Below are 2590 nucleotides of genomic sequence, written 5' to 3' on the forward strand. Positions count from 1 at the left end.
TTTTTTTCATCATTGGAGATTTACTCTCACAATTTCTCCTCTATGACTATTCGATGTGGGAGTTCCAACCAGTTGGACCCCTTGACAAGAGCTTAAATTTGAATCATACCACCATTGCATTATTAAAAATGCTGATTCAATATACAGCAACCATAGCGATCTTTATAGGAAGGCTCCCGGAAACACTTCGCGGAAGGATATTGTGGGTCCTTTTCTGGACGGCGATTTTCGGCACAACAGAGGGCCTGTTTCAACTAGCAGGAAATATGGCTTATTACCATGGCTGGCATTTCGGTTGGGATATCGCCTTCAATATCATGATGTTCTCCCTACTTATCATTCATCATAAAAGACCAATTTACGCATGGATTATCTCTGCCCCCGTCATTATCGGGCTATTGTTCTTATTTGATGTACCTTATTCTGTTTTTAAATAATTCAACAATTCATACAGTGTGTATATTTCTTATATTTCACACTGTTTTTTTTCTGATTCAGCATTTTCTTGTTAAAGCACATAATAAAGAACGCCATTTTCCAATTAAGAAAATGACGTTCTTATTTTATAAACATTGTAATGAGTTTTCTTAAAACTAATCCTATAATAACTCCCGGTATTACACAGAGCATCGGTAAAAAAACAGGTCCTAACACTATTCCAAATAAGCTGACCTTGGTTGAATAAATTAATCCAACTGTGACGAAATACGCAGCAAAAACAAAAGGAAGAAATAAAAGCGTCGAATTCTCTTGTCCTCTATTCGCATCCTTTACAGCATCCCACATCGAAAAAAAATACAAACAAGGATAAAACATCAGCCACTGGAGATCGACTTGATCAATCGAAGCATCCATATTTCCCTGAAAACTCGAAATGATAGCTTTATTAAAGTTCGATTGGATATTAATAAGACATTCAAGGAAAATGAACACAATACCTTTTACATATTTTTGATTTAATAGTTGCCCAAATCCGGGTAAGGCGATAGACCATAACAATTTCTCAATCGCATTCTTATTCACATTTGTATCAGCCTACTTTTTTTAAAGAAATTACCTTTTACCATTTAAGGTTCAGGATTGGTTCCCTCGTGGAGATTCAGAAAGTTTTTTTCTGTCAGCAGCTGTAAATGGTTCTTCAAACCATCCGTGTTCGATCATCATATTGAGTCCATCATTATTGTACTTCCCGATCACAGGAATTAGTGCCGTAAATTCCGCTGCCAGGTCATGCCTCATCATTTGTGCGAGTCCAGTACCTATGTTGGTGAGAGCAACATTTCCTGCTAATGAACTATGGTACAACATAAGTTTATCTGAAAACGGTGCAGTGGTTGAATCTGTTATATGGGCGTCCATTAATTTAGGCGAAGGCAAATCCTGATTTGTTAATTGTAAGGATAACCCTTTAATTTGTTTATCAGCAAGTTGGGTTCCTTTTTGAAAGTATTTCCTTATCTTCGCTGAAGAGGCAGCTTGACTAAATCCTATCATTAACGATTTACCTAAGATATTGGTATTTATATTATATTGCAAGTGTTTGATTTCATTTGCGGTAAGGGGTCTGTCTCTTCCAGTAATAATGGAAATAAATGATTTTTTTTCAACAAAATCAACACCTTTAGGATAAGGAATGGTGGGAGGGCTTAAGTCAAAGCCTTTAGTAAGTAATAAATGAATTCCTCTCTCATACGTTTCTGCGGAATCATTTATCGTGTTTCTAAAATGATTCAGTATATCTTGTCTAGTGGCATTCCCATAAGCTCCCCCGTAGGTAGTTAATCCTATACTTGCCATTTGCGTAATATAAAAAACCATGAACATATCACTGAATAGACGAGGTGCATCTTTTCTAACATCCTGTTCCCCAAAACCGACGGGTATAGGGATTTTTTCCACAGTAAAAATTTCACTTATTTGCTTAACATGCCGTTTAGAAAGTCCAATTGCAAATTCTATAAAATCTTTCACTTCGTCATCTTCCACAACTTGAAGATAATGGTCGAAAACACAAGTAAACATAGAGTCTCCAAGATAATTGGCAAACAAATCTGCAAGTTCTGCTGAAGTTAACTGTTTATTTTGCTGATGCTCTTTTATTTCTTTATAAACAAAAGAATTTTTGTCCATTTTGATCCTCCCGCTTCATAATAAAGTTATTATTTGCACATACCTAATAAATATTAAAGAAAAAATACAGGAAAATAACATACATAAAACTTTGATATACTTTTCCAATAAAAAAAGCAATGCGATTCTAATGAGAATTGCACTGCTTTTATATAGGTCCCTTAATATGCAAAAAAGAAAGGATTACTAAATTTCAGCCTTTTATTGTCATCCGATGATTACCCGCTCTTTAGGATAATGATAATTTGCCGTTTTCTCCTTGCCTCCGATCATAAACAGGAAGGAGAGGATCCCAACTCGTCCGATAAACATCAATATCATGATGACACACTTTCCGATTGTAGAAAGTTCCGATGTAATCCCCAAAGATAATCCTGTTGTTCCAAACGCTGAAGTAACTTCAAAGATGATCTCTATTAATGAGTGGCTTTCTGACAATGACAAGATAATTACGGATGTA

4 protein-coding genes are annotated in these 2590 nt (G+C 35.5%); 1 reads left to right on the plus strand and 3 read right to left on the minus strand.

Annotated features, from left to right (window positions below; all coding sequences use genetic code 11):
• A partial coding sequence (locus tag HP456_RS22615) for a hypothetical protein (RefSeq protein WP_216663394.1) occupies nucleotides 1-437 on the plus strand: 437 nt, incomplete at its 5' end.
• Between the two features lie 121 nt (nucleotides 438-558).
• On the opposite strand, the gene HP456_RS22620 is transcribed toward HP456_RS22615, so the two are convergent.
• The 3 genes from HP456_RS22620 to HP456_RS22630 all read right to left on the minus strand — a co-directional run.
• Nucleotides 559-1023: a hypothetical protein gene (locus HP456_RS22620; RefSeq protein WP_172255283.1), complete on the minus strand. Its 465-nt coding sequence runs from the start codon at nucleotides 1021-1023 to the stop codon at nucleotides 559-561.
• 51 nt (nucleotides 1024-1074) lie between these two features.
• Nucleotides 1075-2130 carry a DUF3231 family protein gene (locus HP456_RS22625; protein ID WP_172255285.1) on the minus strand — a complete coding sequence of 352 codons (1056 nt, stop codon included), beginning with the start codon at nucleotides 2128-2130 and terminating at the stop codon, nucleotides 1075-1077.
• 207 nt (nucleotides 2131-2337) lie between these two features.
• On the minus strand, nucleotides 2338-2590 hold a 253-nt coding region (locus HP456_RS22630; protein ID WP_281358120.1), incomplete at its 5' end, for a potassium transporter TrkG.

The organism is Bacillus haikouensis (assembly GCF_013179555.1).
Classification (GTDB): Bacteria; Bacillota; Bacilli; order Bacillales; family Bacillaceae_B; genus Rossellomorea; species Rossellomorea haikouensis_A.